18 protein-coding genes are annotated in these 18,725 nt (G+C 63.6%); 6 read left to right on the forward strand and 12 right to left on the reverse strand.

Annotated features, from left to right (window positions below):
• Nucleotides 1-23: 23 nt before the first annotated feature.
• From BLR13_RS38355 to epmA, 3 genes are read right to left on the reverse strand one after another with little or no spacing between them, the layout of a single operon-like run.
• Nucleotides 24-230, reverse strand: a complete 207-nt coding sequence (locus tag BLR13_RS38355) for a hypothetical protein (protein ID WP_074829203.1) — start codon at nt 228-230, stop codon at nt 24-26.
• Nucleotides 231-239: 9 nt separating this feature from the next.
• The gene (locus tag BLR13_RS38360) at nt 240-1,331 is read right to left on the reverse strand and encodes a lysine-2,3-aminomutase-like protein (RefSeq protein WP_074829202.1); all 1,092 of its coding nucleotides are present in this window, start codon (nt 1,329-1,331) and stop codon (nt 240-242) included.
• Nucleotides 1,332-1,339: 8 nt separating this feature from the next.
• A complete protein-coding gene (gene epmA / locus BLR13_RS38365; RefSeq protein WP_074832233.1) occupies nt 1,340-2,392 on the reverse strand; it encodes an EF-P lysine aminoacylase EpmA in 1,053 nt (350 codons plus the stop codon).
• A 248-nt stretch (nt 2,393-2,640) separates the two neighbouring features.
• On the opposite strand from epmA, the gene BLR13_RS38370 reads away from it, so the two are divergent.
• The 3 genes from BLR13_RS38370 (at nt 2,641) to BLR13_RS38380 (ending at nt 5,751) form a co-directional block, all read left to right on the forward strand.
• A complete protein-coding gene (locus BLR13_RS38370) occupies nt 2,641-3,375 on the forward strand; it encodes a hypothetical protein (RefSeq protein WP_074829200.1) in 735 nt (244 codons plus the stop codon).
• Between the two features lie 168 nt (nt 3,376-3,543).
• Nucleotides 3,544-4,110 carry an elongation factor P gene (efp, locus tag BLR13_RS38375; protein WP_074829197.1) on the forward strand — a complete coding sequence of 189 codons (567 nt, stop codon included), beginning with the start codon at nt 3,544-3,546 and terminating at the stop codon, nt 4,108-4,110.
• A gap of 69 nt (nt 4,111-4,179) precedes the next feature.
• On the forward strand, nt 4,180-5,751 hold the full coding sequence (locus BLR13_RS38380) for a M23 family metallopeptidase (protein ID WP_074829194.1): 1,572 nt from the start codon (nt 4,180-4,182) through the stop codon (nt 5,749-5,751).
• Nucleotides 5,752-5,755: 4 nt separating this feature from the next.
• Here the strand turns inward: BLR13_RS38380 and BLR13_RS38385 are convergent, their stop codons facing one another.
• On the reverse strand, nt 5,756-6,235 hold the full coding sequence (locus tag BLR13_RS38385) for a carboxymuconolactone decarboxylase family protein (protein ID WP_074829191.1): 480 nt from the start codon (nt 6,233-6,235) through the stop codon (nt 5,756-5,758).
• 216 nt (nt 6,236-6,451) lie between these two features.
• Between BLR13_RS38385 and BLR13_RS38390 the strand changes: the two genes are divergently transcribed.
• Entirely contained in the window at nt 6,452-7,687 is a 1,236-nt protein-coding gene (locus BLR13_RS38390; protein WP_074829190.1) for a lytic murein transglycosylase, read from the forward strand.
• A 141-nt stretch (nt 7,688-7,828) separates the two neighbouring features.
• On the opposite strand, the gene BLR13_RS38395 is transcribed toward BLR13_RS38390, so the two are convergent.
• Nucleotides 7,829-8,638, reverse strand: coding sequence for a glucose 1-dehydrogenase (locus tag BLR13_RS38395; protein ID WP_074829188.1), 810 nt, complete (start codon nt 8,636-8,638; stop codon nt 7,829-7,831).
• 39 nt (nt 8,639-8,677) lie between these two features.
• A complete protein-coding gene (recJ, locus tag BLR13_RS38400; RefSeq protein WP_074829185.1) occupies nt 8,678-10,519 on the reverse strand; it encodes a single-stranded-DNA-specific exonuclease RecJ in 1,842 nt (613 codons plus the stop codon).
• 840 nt (nt 10,520-11,359) lie between these two features.
• Here recJ and BLR13_RS38405 point away from each other — a divergent pair.
• Nucleotides 11,360-12,178: an outer membrane protein gene (locus tag BLR13_RS38405; RefSeq protein WP_143039818.1), complete on the forward strand. Its 819-nt coding sequence runs from the start codon at nt 11,360-11,362 to the stop codon at nt 12,176-12,178.
• A 150-nt stretch (nt 12,179-12,328) separates the two neighbouring features.
• Nucleotides 12,329-13,000, forward strand: coding sequence for a transposase (locus tag BLR13_RS38410; RefSeq protein ID WP_074829182.1), 672 nt, complete (start codon nt 12,329-12,331; stop codon nt 12,998-13,000).
• Between the two features lie 128 nt (nt 13,001-13,128).
• On the opposite strand, the gene BLR13_RS38415 is transcribed toward BLR13_RS38410, so the two are convergent.
• From BLR13_RS38415 to BLR13_RS38440, 6 genes are all read right to left on the reverse strand, one after another.
• Complete coding sequence (locus BLR13_RS38415) at nt 13,129-13,848, reverse strand: haloacid dehalogenase type II (RefSeq protein ID WP_074829180.1); 720 nt, start codon at nt 13,846-13,848, stop codon at nt 13,129-13,131.
• Between the two features lie 115 nt (nt 13,849-13,963).
• Nucleotides 13,964-14,413, reverse strand: coding sequence for a GNAT family N-acetyltransferase (locus tag BLR13_RS38420; protein ID WP_074829179.1), 450 nt, complete (start codon nt 14,411-14,413; stop codon nt 13,964-13,966).
• 11 nt (nt 14,414-14,424) lie between these two features.
• Nucleotides 14,425-15,423 (reverse strand): class II fructose-bisphosphatase, encoded by a 999-nt coding sequence (glpX, locus tag BLR13_RS38425; RefSeq protein ID WP_074829178.1) that lies wholly within the window; start codon nt 15,421-15,423, stop codon nt 14,425-14,427.
• A gap of 86 nt (nt 15,424-15,509) precedes the next feature.
• Nucleotides 15,510-16,829, reverse strand: coding sequence for a homoserine dehydrogenase (locus BLR13_RS38430; RefSeq protein ID WP_074829177.1), 1,320 nt, complete (start codon nt 16,827-16,829; stop codon nt 15,510-15,512).
• 24 nt (nt 16,830-16,853) lie between these two features.
• Nucleotides 16,854-18,074 (reverse strand): LL-diaminopimelate aminotransferase, encoded by a 1,221-nt coding sequence (locus BLR13_RS38435; RefSeq protein ID WP_074829171.1) that lies wholly within the window; start codon nt 18,072-18,074, stop codon nt 16,854-16,856.
• 253 nt (nt 18,075-18,327) lie between these two features.
• Nucleotides 18,328-18,588, reverse strand: a complete 261-nt coding sequence (locus BLR13_RS38440; RefSeq protein ID WP_244525029.1) for a hypothetical protein — start codon at nt 18,586-18,588, stop codon at nt 18,328-18,330.
• Between the last annotated feature and the right edge of the window lie 137 nt (nt 18,589-18,725).

Raw genomic sequence — 18,725 nt, forward strand, 5'->3', positions numbered from 1 at the left:
CTTCGTTTCTGTTTCGTTTCTGCCTATCGCGCCGGAGCGTCGATCGTAGCGCAATTGCGACGCCCCTGGGCGGCACAATCCTGTACCTTTCGTAGATCGGCCATGGTGCCGAGCAGCCAGATTCCGGCGACCACCAGCACCGCGAAAAATCCGAGCATCACCGCGTTCTCGACGTTGCGATTGCCCTCGTCTTCCGGCGGCGCCCGTTTTTCCTCTTCGCTGTCGGCCATCGCTTCAGGTCACAGCGCGGGAGGGTAAAGATGAACGTCGCCGCAATAATCGACGATACGATACTTCTTTTCCGAAGATAGTTCACCATCTGCGGAATTCGCATGCGACAAATAATTCGGGCCGACCGGCGCCTTGCCGTGGCCGCCGGGGATGTCGAGCACGTAGTCCGGCTGGCACAGGCCTGAGACGCGTCCCCGCAGGCTCCGCATCAGTTCCTGCCCATGCGCGATCGTGGTGCGGAGATGGGCCGTGCCCGGCGCAAGATCGCCATGGTGGAGGTAATAGGGCTTGATCCGGCACTCGACGAAGCTCCGCATCAAGGCTTCCAGGACAGCGGCATCGTCGTTGACGCCCCGCAGCAATACCGATTGGCTCACCAGCGGAATGCCGGCGTCCACAAGCCGCGCGCAGGCGGCGCGGGCCTCGGTGGCAAGCTCGCGCGGATGGTTGGCGTGAACGGCGATCCAGGTGGTCGCGCCATCGACCCGCAATGCGGCGACCATGTCGGCGTCAATCCGCGCCGGTGCGGCCACGGGTACGCGGGTGTGGATGCGGATGATCTTGACGTGATCGATCGCCGAAAGATCCGTCATGATCTCGGCAAGCCGCCGCGGCGACAGCATCAGGGGATCGCCGCCGGTCAGGATCACTTCCCAGATTTCCGCGTGGCTGCGGATATAATCGAGCGCATCGCGATAGGCGGTGTCCGACAGCGCAGTCGCCTTGCCGGGCCCGACCATCTCGCGGCGAAAGCAGAACCGGCAATAGACCGCACAGACATGCACCAGCTTGAACAGCACCCGATCCGGATAGCGGTGCACGATGCCGGCAACGGGAGAATGCGCGTCGTCGCCGATCGGGTCGGCATTTTCGCCGGGCGCGCTCACCAGTTCCAGGGCGCTCGGAACGAATTGACGCGCGATCGGATCATCCGGGTTTTCGGTGTCGATCAGGCCGGCGATCTCAGGCGTCACCGCGATTGCGTAGCGCGCCGCGACCCGTTCGAGGTCGGCAAGATCGCCCGCCGGCGCCAGCCCGCGTTCGATGAGTTCGGCGGGTTGCCGCAGCGTCGCCGCCAGCTTCGGATCAATCCTGTTCATGGTTCTGTTTACGTCTCTCCCGCGGGCGGCGTCCAGACCACCTGATCAACCCGCAGCGCACCGCTGGCCAGCATGACCAGGCGGTCGAAACCGAGGGCGACGCCTGAGGCCTCCGGCATCGCGGCGACCGCGTCGAGAAACTCCTCATCGAGCGGATAGCGCTCACCGTAACGCCGCGCCTTCTCGTCCATGGCGGAAGCAAAGCGGCGGCGCTGCTCGGCCGCATCGGTCAGTTCGCCGAACCCGTTGGCGAGTTCGACGCCGCAGGCATAGACCTCGAAGCGCTCGGCGACGCGCCGATCGGAGGTCTTCGCCCGCGCCAGGGCGGCTTCCGGCACCGGATATTCGAACAGGACCGTCAAACGTCCCTGCCCCAGACGGGGTTCGACATGCTCGACCAGCACCTTGCTGAAAATGTCCGACCAGGTGTCGTCGTCGGTAATTCGCACCCGCGTATCCGCCGCCGCCGCGAGCGCCGTGCGGTCGCCCTCGCCATCGGCAATCGTGGCCAGCAGGTCGATCCCGGCAAATTGCTCGAACGCGGCCGCGACCGTCAGCAGTTCCGGCTCGGCGAGTGGATCGGCGGTTTTGCCGCGAAACGAGAACTGTCCGATACCGGTCGCCTGCGCCGCATGCGCGATCACGACGACGGTATCGGCCATGATGGCGTCATAGCCGGTATTGGCGCGGTACCATTCCAGCATGGTGAATTCGGGCAGATGCAGATCGCCGCGCTCGCGGTCACGGAACACGCGGGCGAACTCGAATATCTCGGTCTCGCCGGCGGCGAGCAATTTCTTCGCCGCGAATTCCGGCGAGGTTCGCAGGTAACGTGTCGTGCGCGCGCCATCACTGCGAATGAGCTCGGTGCGGGGGGCATGCAGATGGGTCTCGTTGCCGGGCGAGACCTGCAGGATGGCGGTCTCGACCTCGGCAAAGCCCTGCTCGTCGAACCAGGCCCGCAGTGCCCGCGTGATCGCAGCCCTCGCCATCAGGAACGGCTTTCGATCGGCGTGCCGCGCCGCCGACCACCAAGGTGACGGCTGGTCGTTCCCAGCCATCATCACGCGCCTCTCACAGACCGCTGCAGGTCGCCTATCCATACGTTCAGGAAACCGGAATATACCATTGATATTATTTTACTTTCCCTGAGATGACGCCTTCAACGGGGCTGGGCAATGCGGCTCTCCGCGGTGGGCTCGCCTTATCTGTCGAAAGACCGCGGCCTTGTCCATTTCGATCGATACCGAGATGAACCTCGGGAACCCCTCGCTAGTCCAATGACCGAATTTGGCAACAGGATATCGTCATGGCTGCGCGCTGGTTACTCCGAACGGGAATTGTCTTGCTGTTAGGCCTCGCAGCCGTGGCGCCGGCGCGCGCCGCCAGTCCGGGCAGCGAATTGACCAAGCTGACGGATCCTGATGACACGTTCACCTCGCCCGATGGCCAGGTCATCATCGAACAATATTGGAAGGACAAGGGCGAATACGACCGCGTCTACGAGTACTGGGCCTTCGACGCCAAGCATGAGCATGGCGTGCTGCTGAACCGCGACAAATACATCGATGATGCACGCTATGCCGCCGGATTTCGCTTCAGTCCCAACAGCCAGTGGGTGGTGCGTATGCAGAAGCTCGGCTCAGGCACCCACACGCTGTTCCTGTACCGGCGCAATGGGTCTCAGTTCTCAGAGGCGACGCCGAAGCCGCTCGGCGACATGGCCTGGGACTATTTCTACAGCCAGCCGATTTCCCGCCATATCCATCGGAAATCTGGGGATCGCGACTCGATCGATCACCCTCAGGTCCATCTGGTAAAGGGGGCGGACGACAACTACGCCTCACAGGGAAGGCACTGGCCGGACAGCCGCTACTTGGTGCTGAGCCTGTCGTTCGACGCGCAGGGTGAAGACCGGCCGTTACCCTGGGTCGAGGACTGGCAATGCGTGTTCGACACCAAAACCGACCAGTTCTCGATTCCCGCCGATCTCGCCAAGCATAACGCCGAAACGGTCACCTACCCCGCCCCCAAGCGGAAGTAAGCCCCTCCGAATCCGGCCGTTTCCGGCCTGATCCGGGCTGCCCATAATGCCGGTAAAACACTGGCATCGACGGCCAAAATCAGTATGTTGCAGCCCGAAACCGCCTCCTGGGCCCCACGGACACCACGTCCGGATTGGGCGGAGGCCAGAAATTCGGGAAAAATCGCCTTGAAAGTCATCGCCAGCTCTATTCGCAAGGGCAACATCATTGAGCAGGACGGCAAGCTGTATGTCGTGCTGACCGCCGAAAACATCCATCCCGGCAAGGGAACCCCGGTCAGCCAGATCGAAATGCGCCGGATCGGCGACGGCGTGAAGATTTCGGAACGCTACAAGACCACCGACCAGGTCGAGAAGGCCACCGTCGAGGATCACAACTTCAACTATCTCTATGAAGACGCCGACGGCTTCCACTTCATGAACAACGAAAATTACGATCAGGTTCAGGTTTCGAAGGAGATCGTCGGCTCGGCTGCGCCCTACCTGCAGGAAAACATGACCGTGAAGCTTTCGCTGCACGACCTCAATCCGGTTTCGATCACGCTGCCGCAGCGCGCCACGCTGGAAGTCGTGGAAACCGAACCGGTCACCAAGGGCCAGACCGCCTCCTCGTCCTACAAACCTGCTATTCTCTCCAACGGCGTCCGCACCAACGTGCCGCCGCACATCGGAACGGGAACGCGAATCGTGGTCATGACCGAGGACGGCTCCTACGTCGAGCGCGCCAAGGACTGAGCCCACGCAGTTGTAACAGGGCACGCGCCCGGGGGCGATGCATTGAGTACAAAGGCTGTCCGCTTGCTGATGAGTTGGCTGGCAGCCTTTTGTTTGCTCCCTGCCGGGGCGATCGGCGCGTCCGCCGACGAGTTCAGAACGCCTTCGATCTCGGCGGTGCGCGTCGAATGGCGCGCGGTCCTCGATCAGCTCCGCTCCGAGATCAACACCCAGCCGGCGATCGCCCCGACGTTCACGTTCTCCGGCCAACGGCGGGTGCCTGCCTGGAATCCGCGTTCGACGCCGGCGCTGGTGCAATTGAACGCCGTTACCTCGCAGGTCTTCGCCGGGATCGGACGCAGTCCGGTGCCGGTGCTGCTGCCGTTCGATACCGCTGGCTATCTCGAGGCGCGCGCGAGCGGCGCCAAGGACAGCCCATCGGTTTCGCGCCATCAGGCCGACTTCCGCCCCGCCGATCTGTTTTACGCCGGTCCCGCCGGCTACGACGCCCAGTTTTCGCTCGAGCCCGGCGCGGGCGACGGCATGCCACAGAGAACCTTCGCCAGACCGGTCGAGGTGCAGGTCACCGGCTCGATCCTCACCTACGATCTGGCCGACCCCCAGGGCGGCAAGGGCGAGCCCGTCAAGGCGCTGGCCGCGCAATTCCCCGACCTGCGCCGCTTCATCCGCGAAGGCTATGTGCGCTACGCCTTCACGCGGTTCGGCGTACCCTATGTGGTGTCGATCCAGTGTCTCGACTCCGCGCCGCGTCCGCGGCGGCTGGCCTGCCGCGAAGCCTATCCGGTCGCGGAGCATTTCCTCAAAGCGCTGCGTATTGCCGGCGGCCTGCCCTCGCGGCCGCGATGGGATATTTCGTCCGACCTCGCCGAGCGGCCGACAGCGGTTTCGCCTGTGTTCACCTATCGTCCGAGCGGCGACATCATCGCCAGCAGCGGCTCCCGCAAGCAGGGCGGCCATGTCGACTGGACGGCCTATTCCCAGATTCGCTTTCCGGTGGAAAAGGCCCCGGCCTTTGTCATTTCGCAATCATTCGCCCGGCGCGCCAAAACGGAGCACCCTTCCAGCGGCTATTTGTGGCGGGACAATTTCTGCGAGCCGCGCAGTTTCAACGTCGGACAGTGCACCAGCGGCTTCGGACACCAGGGCGAGGACATTCGGCCGGGGTCCTGTGCGACGCCTGCCGAGGGCACACCTACTTGCGATCGGAAGCAGCAAGGGGTCGTCGCGGTTCGCGACGGTGTCGTGATCCGCTCGCCAAAACAGCAGGCGGCGACGCTGCAGATCAATACCGCCAAGGAGCACATCCGCTTCCGCTATATGCACATGAACCCGTCAAGCATGGACGCGGACGGCGTTCTTAGCGGACGCCAGGTCGCCGAGGGCGAAAAGATCGGCGTCGTCTCGAACTACCTCGATCGCCCCAACGGCACGTCGCTGCACCTGCATTTCGACGTGCAGGTGTTCACGCGCGACGGCTGGATCTGGGTCAGCCCCTACACCACCTTGATCTCGGCCTATGAGCGCCTGATCGGCGCACGTGGCCGCGAGATCGGCATCGAGCCCCAGACTCCCGCCGCCGTGGCGCACGCGCTGCCGGAGGACGTGGTCCATCACGACCTGCGCGAAGGCGGCGAGAATTAATCCTTCATGATGCCGCCGCGCCCACGGCCTTCTGCCGCGGCGGCGGGGTCCAGCGATAGGCTGCGCCGAACCTGTTCCAGACGTTGATCGAGGTGATCGCGGACGTGAGATAGGTCAATTCCTTCTCGGAGAATTCCGCGCTGACCTGCGCATAGACCTCGTCGCTGACGCCGCCGGCGAGCAAGGTCAGCGCTTCCGTCCAGGCCAGTGCCGCACGTTCACGCGGCGAGAACTGCGGCGCCTCGCGCCACACCACCACCAGGTTGAGCTTGTCGGTGGGCACGCCGAGGTTTTCACCTTGCAGGATGTGGTACTGCACGCAGAAAGCGCAGCCGTTGATCTGCGAGGCACGCAGCTTGATCAGTTCGAGCAACTGCTTGTCGATGCCGGCCGCCGCCGCGATCTTGCCGAGCGCCAGCACGGCTTCGTAGGCGTCGGGCGCCAGCGTCATGAAATCCTTGTATTCCTTGCGGGCGTGTGACATCGGCTCTGCCTCATGTTTCAAGTGCTCTTCCTCATTGTAAGAGCACTTATATGATATGCCGGCGTCATGCACAGGCCATCGAGCGGCGGCGGGCGGCCGGACTCTCGGCGCGGGCCACGGTCCGGCGCTGGCTCGCCAAGGCTTTGTGACGGAACTTTCAGTTTCCGCGACGTCTTGGCTTTTGGTGCGCGCCTGCGGCGCCGGTAGACTAGACACATGAAACAACCTGATTCTCGGAACTCTCCTTCCCGCCGCGCCGTGCTGCAAGCCGGCATCGGCGTCGGGGCCCTGCTCGCCAACCCGCTCGCGGCCTTCGCCGCCGCGCCACCCGGCTTCGATGCGTGGCGCGACAGCTTTCGTGCGCGCGCGCTGGCCAAGGGCATTTCGGAGGCCACATGGAACCGAGTGATGGGCCGCATCGAGCCTGACATGTCCGTGTTCAAGCAGATGCAGAAGCAGCCGGAGTTTCATGAGCAGATCTGGCAGTACATCAATCGCCGGGTCTCGGACTGGCGCATCATCAACGGCCGCGAGGCGCTGCGGAAAAACGAAGCGCTGTTCGCGCGGATCGAACAGGATTTCGGCGTCGAGCGCGGCACGCTGCTGGCGCTGTGGGGCGTCGAGTCCGCCTATGGCGATCCGCTGGTGCAGCAGAACCACATGACGCCGGTGTTTCCATCGCTGGCAGCGCTGGCCTGGAACGAACCGCGCCGCCGATCCTATTGGGAAACCGAACTGATCAACGCGTTGAAGATCGTCGACCGCGGCTGGGGAACGCCGGAGGAAATGCGCGGCTCCTGGGCCGGCGCAATGGGGCACACGCAATGGATGCCCGAAGTCTGGCTCAATGTCGGGATGGACTACGACAAGGACGGTCGCGTCTCGCCGTTCGGCAAGCCCGACGATGCGCTCGGCTCCAGCGCGCGCTTTCTCGTCAACCGCGGCAAATATCACCGCGGCGAACATTGGGGCTATGAGGTGCGCGCGCCGAATGCTGCCGCGAGCGGCAGCCGCACCTATGCGGCATGGGCCAGCGCCGGCGTCGCCCGCGCCGACGGCCAGCCGTTCGCCCAACCCCACGCGTCGGCACAGATGTGGGTGCCGGTCGAAGGCGGCCCGGCGTTCCTGCTGGGCCCGAATTTCTACGCGGTGAAGAGCTACAACCCGTCGATGAATTACGCGCTGGCGATCTGCCATCTCGGCGACCGCATCCTCGGCGCGCCGCCCTTCATGCAGCCCTTCCCCGGCTCCGAGCGCGCGCTGACCCTTGCCGAAGTCCAGGAGATGCAAACGCGGCTGACCAAGGCCGGCTTCGACACCGGCGGCAATGACGGCCGCGTCGGCAACGACACCATGAAGGCCGTGAAGGATTACCAGACCAAGATGGGCCTGCTGCCCGCCGACGGTTACGGCGGGCTGAAGGTGCTGGCGCGGTTGCGGCAGGGCGGCTAGGTCTCGCCACCGGTCATTGCGACCTCGGCAATTTCGTAGCCCGGATGAGCGCAGCGACATCCGGGACCACTCTCGCATCGCCCCGGATATCGCTTCGCTCATCCGGGCTACAGGCTTCGTGGCTTCGCTCGCAATGACGCGTCACACCCGACGCGCAATGCCACCCGCATTCATGCCGCCGTCGATGACGAGCTCGGTCCCCGTCACATAGCGCGAGGCATCGGACGCCAGATACAAGACGCCCTGCGCGATTTCGACGGCCTCACCGGCGCGGCCGAGCGGAGTTGCCATTTTGGCGCGTTCCTCGGGATCGATCGGCGCGTTCTGTCCGGCGCCCGAGGCTTCTGTCGGGATCTTGCCCCAGATCGGGGTGTCGATGATCCCGGGATGCACCGAGTTGACCCGGATGCCGTCGCCGAAGGTCGCGCATTCCATCGCGATCGCCTTGGCGAACAGCCGGACGCCGCCCTTGGTCGCGCAATAGCCGGAAAGCCCGGCCGCACCGCGCAGGCCTGCCAGCGACGACATCATGATCACGGAGCCGCCGCCGGTCTTGCGCATCGCCGGCAGGCAGTGCTTCACCGACAGGAACACGCCGTCGAGATTGATCGCGGTCTGCCGCCGCCAGTCTTCCAGCGACATCAGCGTGATCGACGGCACCGATATGCCGATGCCGGCATTGGAGACCAGCACGTCGAGCCGGCCATAACGGTTCATCACGTTGGCCACGACGTCAATCCAGCCCTGCTCGCTGGTCACGTCCTGATGCCAAAAGCTGGCCTCGCCGCCGGCCTTCTTGATCCGCGCGACCACTTCAGGTCCGTTCAGATCGTCGACATCGGTCACCGCAACGGACGCGCCTTCGCGCGCCAGCAATTCCGATACCGCAGCACCGATACCGGACGCCCCACCCGTCACCAATGCGACCTTGCCTTGAACCTGTCCTGCCATTTCAACTCCCAATGTTTGTTATTGGTCTTGTCCGAGGTACTACCTGATCAGCGCCGGTCCCGGATCCGGCACCGCAATGTCGACCACGCGCATTTGCACCCGCTCCGATCCCTGCCAGCGATCGACCGCGAGCGATCCCGCGACATGCAGCGGCTGGCCGCGATTTTGCAGCAGCGCGTTTCCCAATTTCTGTCCGATCGAACGAAACGCGATGCCGTTGACGATGGCGCCATCGCCGGATTTGAACCGCAGGCGCAAATGCGCCTGGCCGACTTCATCGGCATAGACCAGTTGATGCGCCGGCAGCGCGATGACAGGCTCCGGATTGGCGGCGCCGAACGGTCCGGCGCGATTGAGGGTTGCCGCGAACTCCGTCGTCACGCCGCGCGCGCTGACCGCGCCGTCGATGAACAGCTCGTTCTCGTGACGGGAGGCGGCGACATCAGCGGCCAGCGCGCTTTCCATGAAGGCGCGAAATTCCGCGAGCTTCTCTTTACGCAGCGTCACGCCCGCGGCCATGGCGTGGCCGCCGCCCTTCATCAGCAATTTCTCTTTCACCGCCTGTCGTACGGCTTTGCCGATGTCGACGCCGGAAATCGAGCGGCCCGAACCGGTGCCGATGCCGCCGGGCTCCAGTGCGATGGCAAACGCGGGCCGCGAAAACTTCTCCTTCAGCCGCGAGGCCACGAGCCCGACCACGCCGGGGTGCCAGCCTTCGGCCGCCGTGACGATAACCGCCCCCTTGTCTTCGAGCCCGAGCGAAGCCAGCGCCTCGGCTTCCGCCTGCGCTTCGGCCGCCTGTTCGATCAGGCGGCGTTCGCCGTTGAGGCGGTCGAGCTCGGCGGCGATCCGAGCGGCCTCGGAAATATCGCCTTCCAGCAGCAGCCGCACACCCAGATCGGCGCGCCCGATGCGACCGCCAGCGTTGATGCGCGGCCCGAGCATGAAGCCGAGATGCCAGGCCTCCGGCGGACCGTTCAGCCGCGACACGTCCATCAGCGCGGTGTGGCCGACATGGTCGCGGCGGCGCATCGCAATCAGGCCCTTGGCGACGAACGCACGGTTCAGCCCGGTCAGCGGCGCGACATCGGCGACCGTACCGAGCGCCACATGATGCAGCATTCCCAGCAGGTCCGGCTCCGGCCGTTCCGATGTCCAGAAGCCGCGGGCGCGCAATTCCCGATTGACCGCCACCAGCGTGATCAGCACCAGGCCAACGGCGGCGAGATAGCCGAGACCGGAGAGATCGTCGGCCCGGTTCGGGTTCACCAGCGCATCGACCTCGGGCAATTCGTCGCCGGTCTGGTGATGATCGATGACGACGACGGACATTCCGAGCTTGCGCGCTTCCGCCAGCGGCTCGAGGCTGGTGGTGCCGCAATCGACGGTCACGAGCAGCGTCGCGCCCTTAGCCGCGAGCCCGCGCACCGCTTCGACATTGGGCCCGTAGCCTTCGAAAATGCGATCGGGGATGTGGATCAATGGATCGAGCCCGCAATGGCGCAGGTGCCAGGCCAGCAGCGCCGCCGAGGTCGCGCCATCGACATCGTAGTCGCCGAAGATCGCAACCTTCTCATTGCGCGTGGCAGCATCCGCGATGCGCTTGGCCGCGGTCTCCATCTGCGTCACGGTGTAGGGATCGGGCATCAGCTTGCGGATGGTCGGATCCAGAAAATCCTCGACCTCGTCGATCCCGACATCGCGGCCCGCCAGCACGCGCGCCAGCATCTCCGGCAACTGGTAGCGCTGGGAAATCGCCAGCGCCCGCGCCGCGCCTCTGGTATCGAGCCGGTCGCGCCAAAGTTTTCCGGTCGCAGAATGCGCCACGCCGAGAAACGCAGGCGGTAGCTCAACGGGAATGGCGGTTACGGGAGGGGTCATGGTGCTTTCAGTCCGGGGGCCAGCCCCACGCCCTATCTGCGCATTTCCGAAATCAATGTCAAAGCAAAGCGGACGCAGTTTTGCCACCCGCGGCGCCGATGCGCCCGAGGATTTGAAAATACCTTGCCCCCGAAAATCAGAGGGCGCGGGGAAGACCGGATGCGCTGCACCCGCGGTCTCATGTGCGATGTGCATTGGAAAAATGCTGCACATGAGCATACAGGTTCAGCGGAGAACATCCGGCCTCCCCCACGCAATGGCTTTACGGCTTATACGATTTCGTCCTGGTGACCGGCTTTCTTGCCACCATCGCTTGCAGATTGCTCCGCTCACTTGACGCCAGCACCGGGGCGTCGGACCCAAACGATTTCACCGTACGCAAGTGCCGCGCTCGTCAGTCGCTGCCTCACGTCCACCGCATCCCACCGCACGGTCGTGACGATCGCGATCGCCCCTCTTGTTGCCGCGAGACGGGCGAAGTTAGACGTCTGATTTGCCCGACGCTGCAACGGAAATATTTTTGCGCGAGGGGCTGGACAGACTTTTGGTGATTTGCCCGTCGGGTTGATTTGTCGCAGGCGCAATTACGCAATTACGGTGACAGTGCACTCCTCGTTTGGTTCTCGCTCCTGATCGCGTTCGGCGTCCGCAAGGAGGCGCGCAAAAGCAGGATCAGTTAATTGAATGCACTATCAGCGTAATCCCGTAATTCTGGAATTAAGTGCACTGTCACCGTAATGGAACCCTACTCATTCTTCCGTAGAGTGTTGCTTGATTCTCACAGCCTCGGCTCGCCCCAGGTTGTAGGCTGCATCCGCGCGCCGGCCTCAGGGGACTTCAGTGAACAAATTGGTTGTTGTTGCGATCGCTGCAATGGCGGTCGCTGGTTCGGCAAACGCAGCCGATCTGAAGCTCAAGGCTCCGCCTCTGGCAGAGGCGCCGATCGCCTACAATTGGTCCGGGTTCTATCTGGGCGGAAACGTGGGTGTCATATGGAGCAATACAAGTGCGGACCCCGGGTCGTTTACAACGACCGGTGTGGACTTTACCGGACGCCAGGCCGTGGGCCAATTTCCGAGCTTCAATACCGGCAATACCGGGTTCACCGGCGGAGTTCAGACCGGGTACAATTGGCAATTCGCTCCAAATTGGGTGGCGGGTATTGAAGCCGATCTCGACTACGCAGGTCTGAACAAGACCGATACGCGAGTATTCGCTGCGACTCATTTTATCGGCGATGGCCCGATCGAGGCCAATACCGAGTCAGCCCAGCAAAGGCTCAGCTGGCTCGGCACCGTGCGCGGTCGCCTCGGGTTTACGGTTCTGGACAACCGATTGCTGGCGTTTGCGACCGGTGGCTTTGCATATGGCAAGGTCGACGACAGCATTCAGACCATTGGCGTGCCAAACGGTGCCGCCGGAGTCCTGGTCCGCGCCAGCTCGGATACGGTTCGCACCGGTTGGACGGCCGGCGGTGGTGTGGAATACGCATTCCCGAACAATTGGAGTGCCAAGCTTGAATATCTTTACTACGATTTGGGATCCCGAATTCTCAATTTGAACTACGGCACAGTTCCGGGCGATGCGGGAAATACGTTGAACTACAAGTTTCATGACAATGGTAACCTAGTGCGTGTCGGCCTGAACCACCGCTTCTGATGAAATTACGGTAAATTACGGTGACAGTGCACTTAATTCTCCGTTTTGTAAGATCAATTAATTGAGTGCACTGTCACCGTAATTCTAAATTCTAATTTCGGTGACAGTGCACTCAATTGACTCATTCTGCGTTTGCACGCATCCTCCCGCATGGCCCGCCTTGCCCGTGTCGTCGTCCCCGGCTATCCGCACCATGTCACCCAGCGCGGCAACGGCCGTGCGCGCACCTTCTTCGGCGACCAAGACTATGCGCTTTATCGCGATCTGCTCGCCGAAAATTGCCGCACCGCCGGGGTCGAGGTTTGGGCGTGGTGCCTGATGCCGAACCATGTGCACCTGATTCTCGTGCCGTCCGATCCCGACGGGCTGCGCCGCGCGCTGGCGCGGGTCCATCGCAGTTATGCCGGCATCGTCCAGGCAAGGCGCAAACGCAGCGGGCATTTCTGGCAGGGCCGGTTCGGCGCCGTCGCCATGGACGAGCCGCATCTCGCCGCCGCGTTGCGCTACGTGGCGCTCAACCCGGTGCGGGCGCGGCTGGTGCAACGGGCGCAGGACTGGCGGTGGTCGAGCGCTGCCGCGCATTTGCGCGGCAAGGACGACGGCGTCACGGCGCTGAAACCGGTTCGGGATCGCTACCCGCGCTTCGCGGACCTGCTGGCGATCGAGCCCGAGACCGACCTGTTTGATCGCCTGCGCGCCGCCGAGAGCATCGGCCGGCCGCTCGGAGACGACCGCTTTCTCTCGCGCCTCGAGCGATCGACCGGACGCGCCCTCAAACCAGGAAAACGCGGGCCGAAGCCCGCCGAACTCGAAGAGACGTGAGAATGGCAAGCGGCAACTAAATGTACTCCATCGAGGCCACAAAAGCCGGATCTGTCAATTGAGTGCACTGTCACCGTAATTATGTCACCGTAATTACCCGTAATTACCGCGTCCGGGACGCGAAAAGCTCAGCAACCCATCTTGTCGGCGATGCCGCCAAAATCCTTGGCGACGACGTCCCAGTCGCCCTTCGCCTCGAAATCATATTTCTGGTGCGGGCCGTATTCGGTGGGACGCGGGACGAAGCCGGTCTTGAGGCCGAGCTTCTGGGCGGCCTTGAGGTCGTTGTTGTGGGCGGCCACCATCATCACCTGCTCCGGTTTCAGGCACAGCAGCTTGGCGGCGCCGAGATAGGTTTCCGGATCGGGCTTGTAGTGCTCGAACAGTTCCGCCGACATCACGAGGTCCCACGGCAGGCCGGCGAATTTCGCCATGTTGGTCAGCAACGCCACGTTGCCGTTGGAGAGCGGCGAGATGATGTATTTCGTCTTCAAGCGCGTCAGGCCGGCCACCGTATCCGGCCAGGCATACAGGCGATGCCAGCCCATCGTCAGGTGATGCAGGTCGGCTTCCTTCAGGCCTTGAATCGAGAATTGCGCGACCAGCTTTTCCAGCGACTGCCGGTGCAGCGTATCGAGGATCATGTAGCCACGCTCGGGATGCTTGCGCACCTCGTCCATCGAAGCGGAATAGACCGCCCGCCAGCCGTCGACCAGCGCCGTCCAGTCGGCCTTGATGCCTGACTTTTCCGACCACTTGGTGAAATCGTTGATCAGACTGGTGCGCCAGTCGACGCAGGTGCCGAACACATCGAACACCAGCGCCTTCACCCCGGAAATATCAGACATGTTCACTCCCGTTTTTGTTGTTGTTGGTTTGATCCCGTCATTCCGGGATGGTCCGAAGGACCAGACCCGGAATCTCGAGATTCCGGGTTCGCTTCGCGCCCCGGAATGACGGTGGCTAAAAAATCTTCCGATACTGCATAAACCCGGAATCATCCGCGACCTGGTCGTAGAGAATTCTCGCCTGGGCATTCGTGGTCTGCGTCAGCCAATGCACGCGGCTGGCGCCGGCTTCTTTCGCCTTCGCGTAGACCGCCTCGATCAGCGCACGGCCAAGGCCGAGCCCCCGCGCGCTGTCGGCCACGAACAAATCCTGCAGATAGCAGTAATTGCCGACCGTCCAGCTCGACCGATGAAACAGGTATTGCACGATGCCGGTGAGCTTGCCGTCGACATAGGCGCCGAGCAAGAACATCGGCTCGTCGGGATCGTGAAACCGCTGCCATGCGACATCACTGGCGCCTTGCGCCAGCGTCGCCTTGTAGAAAGCGAGATAGCCGTTCCACAGCGGCTCCCATGCCGCCCGCTCGTCCTTGCCGACGGGGCGAATGACGACGTTGGCGGCCATCGGATCTTTCCTCAATCCAGGTGGAACTTGTCGAGCTGGCGGTGCTCGGCCTTGATGTAGCGGACGGTGCCGGTGACCGAGCGCATCACGACGGTTTCGGTCTCGATCACGTCCTTGCGGAACTTGACGCCCGAGAGCAGCGAGCCTGTGGTGACGCCGGTGGCCGCAAACAGGCAGTCGCCCTTCGCCATGTCCTCGATGCCGTAAATGAACTTCGGGTCCGTCACGCCCATCTTGTGGGCGCGCTCGCGCTTCTCGTCGCTGTCGAGGATCAGCCGGCATTGCATCTGGCCACCGATGCAGCGCAATGCGGCCGCCGCCAGCACGCCTTCGGGTGCGCCACCGGTACCGATATACATATCGACGCCGGTATTGTCGGGGTCGGCGCAGTGGATCACGCCGGCGACGTCACCGTCGGTGATCAGGCGCACCGCAGCGCCGGTGCTGCGGACGCCGGTGATGATGTCGGCGTGGCGCGGACGATCGAGCACCAGCACCGTGATCGCGGAAGCGTCGACGCCCTTGGCCTTGGCGAGCCGGCGGACGTTGTCAGCCGGCGACGCGTCGAGTTCGACCACGCCCTTCTTGTAACCCGGACCGACCGCGATCTTCTGCATGTAGACGTCGGGCGCATGCAACAGCGTGCCGCCATCGGCCATCGCCATGGTCGCGATCGCGCCCGGCATGTTCTTGGCGCACAGCGTCGTGCCTTCGAGCGGATCGACCGCGATATCGACCTTCGGGCCGGCGTTGAGGCCGACCTTTTCGCCGATAAACAGCATCGGCGCCTCGTCGCGTTCGCCCTCGCCGATCACGATGGTGCCTTCGATCGGCAGCTTGTTGAGTTCGCGGCGCATCGCGTCGACCGCGGCCTGGTCGGCGGCTTTCTCCTGGCCATGGCCGCGCAGCCGCGCCGCCGAAACCGCGGCGCGCTCCGTCACGCGCACGATTTCGAGCGTCAGAATGCGCTCGAGCAATAGCTGCGGTGGAACGGAAATATGGGTCGACATTTCGGCAACTCCCTTAGAGCTTTGTGGCGGCCCCGTTGGGCCGCAATCAATCATATGGTTCGCGCTTCCCTCTGCGAAAGCGCGCGCTAGTTCTTTTCGATCCGTATCACCTGCGGCCGGCCGCTGATCACCTTGTCGCGCTGCACCGCTTCCAGCGCGCGATGGATCGCGTCCTCGGAGGTCGCGTAGGTAATCAGAATGACCGGTACCGGTGAAGCCTTCTTCGCCGCATCCGTCGCGTCGACGCCTTCCGGATGGCGCTGCACGACCGATTCCAGCGAAATCTTCTCTTTCGCCAGACGCGTGGCGATCTTGGCAACCGTGCCGGGCAGATCGCGCGCCATCAGGCGGATGTAGTAGCCGCCCTCGTGGCGCTCCATCGGCGCCTTTTTGGTGTCACGCAGGCGATCCACCGGACGCCCGAACGGTTTGGCGCGGATGCCGCGCGCGACATCGGCGATATCGGCCACGACGGCGGATGCGGTCGCAGCACCACCGGCGCCGGGGCCGACCAGCGTGATCGCCGGGATGCCTTCACCGTCGATGGTCACGGCATTGGTGACGCCCATCACCTGCGCGATCGAGGACGATTTCGGCACCATAGTCGGATGCACGCGCTGCTCGATGCCTTTGGGGGTCCGCACTGCGACGCCGAGCAGCTTGACCCGGTAACCGAGTTCGTCCGCGGCGCGCAGATCTTCCGGCGCGATCGAGGAGATGCCTTCGACATAGACCGCGCTCTGCGCCACCTTGGTGCCGAAGGCGAGGCTGGCCAGGATCGCCAGCTTCTGCGCGGTGTCGTGGCCGTCGACATCGAACGACGGATTGGCTTCGGCATAGCCGAGACGCTGGGCGTCCTTCAGGCATTCGGCAAAGGACAGGCCCTCCTGCTCCATCCGAGTCAGGATATAATTGCAGGTGCCGTTGAGGATGCCATAGACGCGATTGACGCCGGTGCCGGCAAGCCCCTCGCGAAGGGTCTTGATGACAGGGATGGCCGCGCCGACCGCGGCCTCGAAATTCAGCGCGCCGCCGTGCTTCTCGGCCGCCCTGGCCAGGCGCAGGCCGTGCTTGGCGATCAGCGCCTTGTTGGCGGTCACCACCGACTTGCCGTTCTTCAGCGCGGCCTCGATCGCCGACAGTGCCGGTTCACCAGAACCGCCCATCAGCTCGACGAAGCAATCGATGCGGGGATTGTTGGCCAGCGCCAGCGGGCTCTTGACCCAGTCGATACCGCGCAGATCGAGCGTGCGCTTTTTCGCTTTCGAGCGCGCGGTGACGGCCACCACGCGGATGCCGCGCCCGCTGCGTGCCGACAGCGTTCTTGCCTGCTCTTCGATGAGGCGGACGACCGCGGCGCCAACCGTGCCGAGCCCCGCAATGCCCACTCTGAGGGGTGCGACCATGATTGAAAGAACCTGCTGAAGGAATTAGCGCCGATTGGCGAGAGGAACCACGTTGTGCAACGTTTCAATGCCGCTTTCAAGGAAGCGGCGCACACCGCGCGCCGCCTGGCGGATTCGCTGCTCGTTTTCCACCATGGCGATGCGAACATAGCCCTCGCCGTGCTCGCCGAAGGCGACGCCGGGCGAAACCACCACGCCGGATTTCTCCACCATCAGGGTCGCGAACTGCATGCTGCCGACGTCCTGGAACGCTTTCGGCAGCGGCGCCCAGGCGAACATCGAGGCCTGGGGCGGCGGAATATCCCACCCTGCCCGGCCAAAACTCTCCACCAGCGCGTCGCGGCGCTTGCGGTAGGTGTCGCGCATTTCCTTGATGCAATCGTCCGGCCCGTTCAGCGCGGCGGTGGCCGCCACCTGGACCGGCGTGAACGCGCCATAATCGAGGTAGGACTTCACCCGCGCCAATGCGGCGATGATCCGGTCGTTGCCGACGGCAAATCCCATGCGCCAGCCCGCCATCGAGAACGTCTTCGACATCGAGGTGAATTCGACGGTGACGTCGATCGCACCGGGAACTTCCAGCACCGAGGGCGGCGGGTTCTTGTCGTCGAAATAGACTTCGGCATAAGCGAGATCCGACAGGATGAAGATCTCGTGCTTCTTCGCGAACGCTACCAGATCCTTGTAGAAATCGAGATCGGCGACATAGGCGGTCGGATTGGAGGGATAACAGACGATCAGCGCGATCGGCTTCGGGATCGAGTGGATGATGGCGCGCTCGACCGCTTCGAAGAACTGCGGCGTCGGCTCCGACGGCACCGAGCGGATCACGCCGCCCGCCATCAGGAAACCGAAGGCGTGGATCGGATAGCTCGGATTGGGGCACAGCACGACGTCGCCGGGCGCGGTAATCGCCTGCGCCACGTTGGCAAAGCCTTCCTTGGAACCGAGCGTCGCCACGACCTGGGTTTCGGGATTGAGTTTTACGCCGAACCGTCGCGCGTAGTAGGCCGCCTGCGCCTTGCGAAGTCCGGTGATGCCGCGCGAGGCCGAATAGCGGTCGGTTCGCGGCTTGCCCAGCGTCTCCTTCAGTTTCTCGATCACATGGGGCGGTGTCGGCAGGTCCGGGTTGCCCATGCCGAGGTCGATGATGTCGGCACCAGCGTTCCGCGCGGCCGCCTTGGCCCGGTTGACCTGTTCGAACACGTAAGGCGGCAGACGGCGGATACGATAAAAATCTTCCATGGGACCCTTGCTCCGACAACCGGCGAGAATCGCGGGAACCTTGGCGTTGCGAAACCGAATTCGGTTTCGTCCAGAAGTCGCGCTTAATCAATGATTTAGAGCGAATTCAGGCGCAAGGTCCAGGCTCCGGACCCGCTATGCGGTTGAATTGGGGTTCTTTTTATCACGGGAGCCGGGCAGCGCCAGCGATTAGAGCGTTTTCGAGCGAAGGGGACACCGGTTCGCGTCAAGAAAACGCGTCAAAACAAGAAGCTCATTTTGTGCCGGTTTTTGGCGCGGTGCCGGTGGAGGCCTGCCGGTCGCGGGCGGCCACCAGTTCTGCCTGAATTTTGGCCAGCTCGGCGGGCTTCATCGCCGCCTCCTCGCGGTCCGGCGGCAGGTCGTGGACCGGAAGATAGGCGCCGGCCTCCTTCGGACGCTGCGGCGCATCGGTGGGCAAGCCGACGCCGGGCATATCGGCGATCTGCGTCGAGCACCCGCCGATCGCCAGCGCCGATGCAAACAGCGCCGCCATCGACAACAGCCTTATCGTCCGATCCACCGGCATCCGTCCGGAAGTCCCCTGATTCTTGTCCCGCCACGTGCATCTTGCTGACTGCACACCGCGGACGTTTCCGTCTCACTGGTACGAGCCTTGCAGAGCAAAAGTTG

The organism is Bradyrhizobium ottawaense (assembly GCF_900099825.1).
Classification (GTDB): Bacteria; Pseudomonadota; Alphaproteobacteria; order Rhizobiales; family Xanthobacteraceae; genus Bradyrhizobium; species Bradyrhizobium ottawaense_A.

Coding starts and splice junctions, on each gene's coding strand:
- BLR13_RS38355 (WP_074829203.1), bottom strand. CDS start 230: ATGGCCGACAGCGAAGAGGAAAAACGGGCGCCGCCGGAAGACGAGGGC.
- BLR13_RS38360 (WP_074829202.1), bottom strand. CDS start 1,331: ATGAACAGGATTGATCCGAAGCTGGCGGCGACGCTGCGGCAACCCGCC.
- epmA (WP_074832233.1), bottom strand. CDS start 2,392: ATGGCTGGGAACGACCAGCCGTCACCTTGGTGGTCGGCGGCGCGGCAC.
- BLR13_RS38370 (WP_074829200.1), top strand. CDS start 2,641: ATGGCTGCGCGCTGGTTACTCCGAACGGGAATTGTCTTGCTGTTAGGC.
- BLR13_RS38380 (WP_074829194.1), top strand. CDS start 4,180: ATGAGTTGGCTGGCAGCCTTTTGTTTGCTCCCTGCCGGGGCGATCGGC.
- BLR13_RS38385 (WP_074829191.1), bottom strand. CDS start 6,235: ATGTCACACGCCCGCAAGGAATACAAGGATTTCATGACGCTGGCGCCC.
- BLR13_RS38390 (WP_074829190.1), top strand. CDS start 6,452: ATGAAACAACCTGATTCTCGGAACTCTCCTTCCCGCCGCGCCGTGCTG.
- BLR13_RS38395 (WP_074829188.1), bottom strand. CDS start 8,638: ATGGCAGGACAGGTTCAAGGCAAGGTCGCATTGGTGACGGGTGGGGCG.
- recJ (WP_074829185.1), bottom strand. CDS start 10,519: ATGACCCCTCCCGTAACCGCCATTCCCGTTGAGCTACCGCCTGCGTTT.
- BLR13_RS38410 (WP_074829182.1), top strand. CDS start 12,329: ATGGCCCGCCTTGCCCGTGTCGTCGTCCCCGGCTATCCGCACCATGTC.
- BLR13_RS38415 (WP_074829180.1), bottom strand. CDS start 13,848: ATGTCTGATATTTCCGGGGTGAAGGCGCTGGTGTTCGATGTGTTCGGC.
- BLR13_RS38420 (WP_074829179.1), bottom strand. CDS start 14,413: ATGGCCGCCAACGTCGTCATTCGCCCCGTCGGCAAGGACGAGCGGGCG.
- glpX (WP_074829178.1), bottom strand. CDS start 15,423: ATGTCGACCCATATTTCCGTTCCACCGCAGCTATTGCTCGAGCGCATT.
- BLR13_RS38430 (WP_074829177.1), bottom strand. CDS start 16,829: ATGGTCGCACCCCTCAGAGTGGGCATTGCGGGGCTCGGCACGGTTGGC.
- BLR13_RS38435 (WP_074829171.1), bottom strand. CDS start 18,074: ATGGAAGATTTTTATCGTATCCGCCGTCTGCCGCCTTACGTGTTCGAA.
- BLR13_RS38440 (WP_244525029.1), bottom strand. CDS start 18,588: ATGGCGGCGCTGTTTGCATCGGCGCTGGCGATCGGCGGGTGCTCGACG.